Here is a 3,526-nt window from a genome sequence, read left to right as displayed (position 1 = left end):
TCCGGGGGCCGCCCCCCCCCGCCCTCCCCCCCCCCACCTCGCGCGCCCCCCCCCCCCCCCCCCCCCCCCCCCCACTACCTTGAGGTGGCCGCTCAGCTGGCGGCCGCGAACACCGGCCGGGTCAGGTTGTCGGCATCGCCTTCGGTGCACAGCACTTCATCCTCGATGCGCACGCCGCCATACGGACGGAAGAAGTCCACGCGGTCCCAGTTGATGCTGGCGCCGTTGCCGGCCTGCTTCACTTCGTCCAGCAGCATGTCGATGAAGTACACGCCCGGCTCGATGGTGACCACCATGCCCGGCTCCAGCGCGCGGGTCATGCGCAGGTACGGGTGCCCCTGCGGACGCTCGATGCGGCCACCGCGGTCGCTGGCGGCAAAGCCGGCCACGTCGTGCACCTGCAGCCCGATCAGATGGCCGAGGCCGTGCGGGAAGAACGCCGCGCTCACGCCGGTGGCCAGCGCGGCCTCCGGCGAGGCGGTGAGCACGCCGAAGTCCTTGAGGATGCCCATCAGCGACAGGTGCGCGTCGATGTGCAGCTGCTTGTAGTCCACCCCGGCGCGCACGCCGGCGCCCATCTGCTGCTGCGCCGCGTCGACCGCGTCGATCAGCGCCTGGAATTCGTCATGGCCGCTGGCGGCATAGGTGCGGGTGATGTCGCTGGCATAGCCATGGGCGCTGGCGCCGGCGTCGATCAGGAAACTGCGCAACGGGGTCGGCGCGCTGCGGCCCAGGTCGGTGTAGTGCAGCACGGCGGCATGTTCATTGAGGCCGATGATGTTGCCGTACGGCAGCTCATTGGCGTCCTGGCCGACCGCGCGGCAATACGCCATGTGGATCTCGAATTCGCTGGCACCGGCGCGGAACGCGGCTTCGGCAGCGCGGTGGCCGCGCACGCCCAGCCGCTGCGCTTCGCGCATCAAGGCGATTTCATACGGGGTCTTGTAGCCGCGCTGCCAGTCCAGGTAATCGATGACCGGCGCCGGATTGTTCGGCACGAACGCGCCCAGCGCGCTCTGCGGCTCGCCGAGGATGGCGCAGCGGGCGGGATCCTTGGGCAGCAGTGCCAGCGCAGCGTCCGGCGTGCGGATGATCTCGATGTCGACATGCTCGACCCACCAGCCGTTCGGCGCATCCGGCACCACGTGCCAGTAATCGAAGGGCTGGTAGAAGATCAGCGTGGGCCGCTGGCCCGGGGTGTACACCAGCCAGCTGTTGGGCAGCTTGGTCAGCGGCAGCCAGGCCTTGAAGTTCGGGTTCACCGCATACGGGTAATCGCGATCATCGAATGCCTGGTAATGCTGGGTGCCGCTGGGAATCACCAGATGATCGAAGCCGCCACGGGCCAGCGCTTCGTCGGCGCGTTGGCGCATCACGCTGGCATGGTGGGAATACAGGGCGCCGAGGTCTGGCTGGTTCATGGCATGAGGCTCGCTGACAGTGCGGAATGCAGCCCTAGATTCTGCCGCAATCGGGCCTTCGGCGCTGTGCCGGAACCGGCGCTCAGACTGCCGAAGTTTCCTCGGCGATCCACTGCCGCAGCTGCTCGCGCGATTCGCGCGCCAGGGTCAGGAAGCGGAAGCCCACCCAGGCCTGGCCGGGTGCATGGGTCTGCTCGCTCCACAGCAGGTGCACGCCGACATCGATCAGCAGCGGCTGCCCCTGCGGGCCGGTGATGGTGAACTGCAGCTGGTACAGCGCGTCGTCCTGCATCGGCACCGAGGCCAGCATCAGCATGCCGGTTTCGGAGACATTGCCCAGCCGACCGATCACGGTCTCGGCCATCCGGTCGGTCACCGGCACCAGCTCGGCCACCTGGCGGCGGGGTGCGCGTCGGGTATCGGGCGAGGTCATTCGGCGTTCTCCGCAGGGGTGCCCGCCAGCGAACGCAGCGTACGCAGCGTGGCCTGCCAGGCGCGGTCGATCAGCCGACCCTTGTCTTCAGTGACGATCCGCACCTGGCCGTGCGCCATCAGCCGTGCCAGTGCATCCAGGGAATGCTCGCCGACTTTCTGCCCGCGCTGATTGACGAACAGGGCGTTGTCGGTGATCAGGCTGTACCAGGACAGCCGCTGACGGCGGATATCCCCCTGCTGGTTGGTGGTGAACTCGAACCAGGTGCCGAACGGCAGCGTGCGCAGCTGGCGATAGCAGTCGTCCTCGGCCGTGCTGCGGGCCAGTGGGGCGACCCTGCGTGGATCGCTGGCCTCGGCCTGTTCGCCCAGGCGTGTGCGTGCGCGCAGGCGGGCGGTGAGTTCGGTACGCGAACTGCTGTCGTCCGCACCGCCGGGCGTGGACAGCCGGCGCGCGATCGCGGCCGCTTCGTCCTGGTGGTAGCCGACCTGCAGCAACGCGGACTCGACCTGGTTGCCCAGCGCCTCGTCGCGTTCGGCCGCACCCGGCGCCAGGCAGGTGACCTCGGCGATCCGGGTGGTTTCCTGCTGGCGCTGCTGCCACTGCGGCGAGGTCTCGCCGTTGCGCAGCAGGGTGAGCGTGAGTACGTCCGACCACGCCTGTTTCAGCAGCGCCTGCACGAAGCGGGGCGGCGCGGCCTGCGTGCAGAGCTGCTCGATGCTGGCGCTGGCCTGCTGCTTGGCCGCTTCCAGCCGCTCCTTGCCGCGGGCCGCTTCGACATGACGGCGCTCGGCCAGTTCGGCCTTGTGGGCGAGGGCGCGGAAGTGCTGCTGGATCTCTTTGTTGGCGGTGTCGAACACGGCGACGTCGCCGTCGTATTCGTTGACCACCTGATCCACGGCATGCCCCAGCTTCTGCACCAGCTGCGGATCCACGTCCTCCTCGCCCAGCCAGTTGGCGCCGGCCTCGGCCACCGCATTGAGCAGTTCGCGCGCGGGGTGCTGGTCGCGCACGAAGAAGGCCGGGTCGGACAGGGCCGCGCGGGCCACGGGGACCTGCAGCCGGGTCAGCAGGTCGGCGGCCACGGCCTCGGGCCGGACCTCGCGCTGGATCTGCCCGTACAGCATGTCGAGCAGGTCGAAGGTGTCGCTGTCCTTGACCGTCAGGGCGGCGTGCGCGCCATGGTCGGCGCGGACCTGGGCGAGCAGGGCGTTGTGCAGGTCGGCCATGCTGCGGCGGGCCCCGCCCGGAGCGACGGCCTGGCTCTGCAGCCTGGCCAGCGTGGCGTGCACGGCTTCGGCGGGCACGGCCTGTGCCGCGGGTGTTTCGGGGGCGAGAAACGCAGTGTCGGTGGGGTGCCCGGACTGCCCGGACGGTCCGGGCAGCTCGTTGGTCGCCGCGACGGCCTGCGCGGCCATCGCCTCGCCGCCCGGCACCGTGCCGGCGGCATGCGCCTGGCGGGCGGCGCCGAGCAACTGGTGCAGGGCCGACATCGCCGGGGCACCGAGGTCCGCCGGCGCAGGCGCGGTGTTGCTGGCCGGTGCAGAGGCGGACGACGATGAAGGTGCAGGTGCAGGTGCAGGTGCAGCGCCATCGTCACCGCCGGGCGCGCTCCAGCCCGGGCCGGCGGCCGGCGCCGTCATCGCCATCGCCTCCTGGGTCATCGCCGCCC

General features: G+C 70.4%; 3 protein-coding genes. All 3 read right to left on the bottom strand.

From position 1 onward, the window contains the following. Positions 1-92: 92 nt before the first annotated feature. Complete coding sequence (gene pepQ / locus ABE424_RS19120; protein ID WP_346502007.1) at positions 93-1,421, bottom strand: Xaa-Pro dipeptidase; 1,329 nt, start codon at positions 1,419-1,421, stop codon at positions 93-95. An 82-nt stretch (positions 1,422-1,503) separates the two neighbouring features. After that, positions 1,504-1,854, bottom strand: a complete 351-nt coding sequence (locus tag ABE424_RS19115; protein ID WP_346479248.1) for a PilZ domain-containing protein — start codon at positions 1,852-1,854, stop codon at positions 1,504-1,506. Next, on the bottom strand, positions 1,851-3,526 hold a 1,676-nt coding region (locus ABE424_RS19110), incomplete at its 5' end, for a DUF1631 family protein (RefSeq protein ID WP_346502005.1). The genes ABE424_RS19115 and ABE424_RS19110, both read right to left, overlap by 4 nt.

This window comes from Stenotrophomonas sp. TWI1149 (genome assembly GCF_039673155.1).
Taxonomy (GTDB): Bacteria; Pseudomonadota; Gammaproteobacteria; order Xanthomonadales; family Xanthomonadaceae; genus Stenotrophomonas; species Stenotrophomonas maltophilia_AA.
This window is presented reverse-complemented; position numbering and strand designations above follow the sequence as displayed.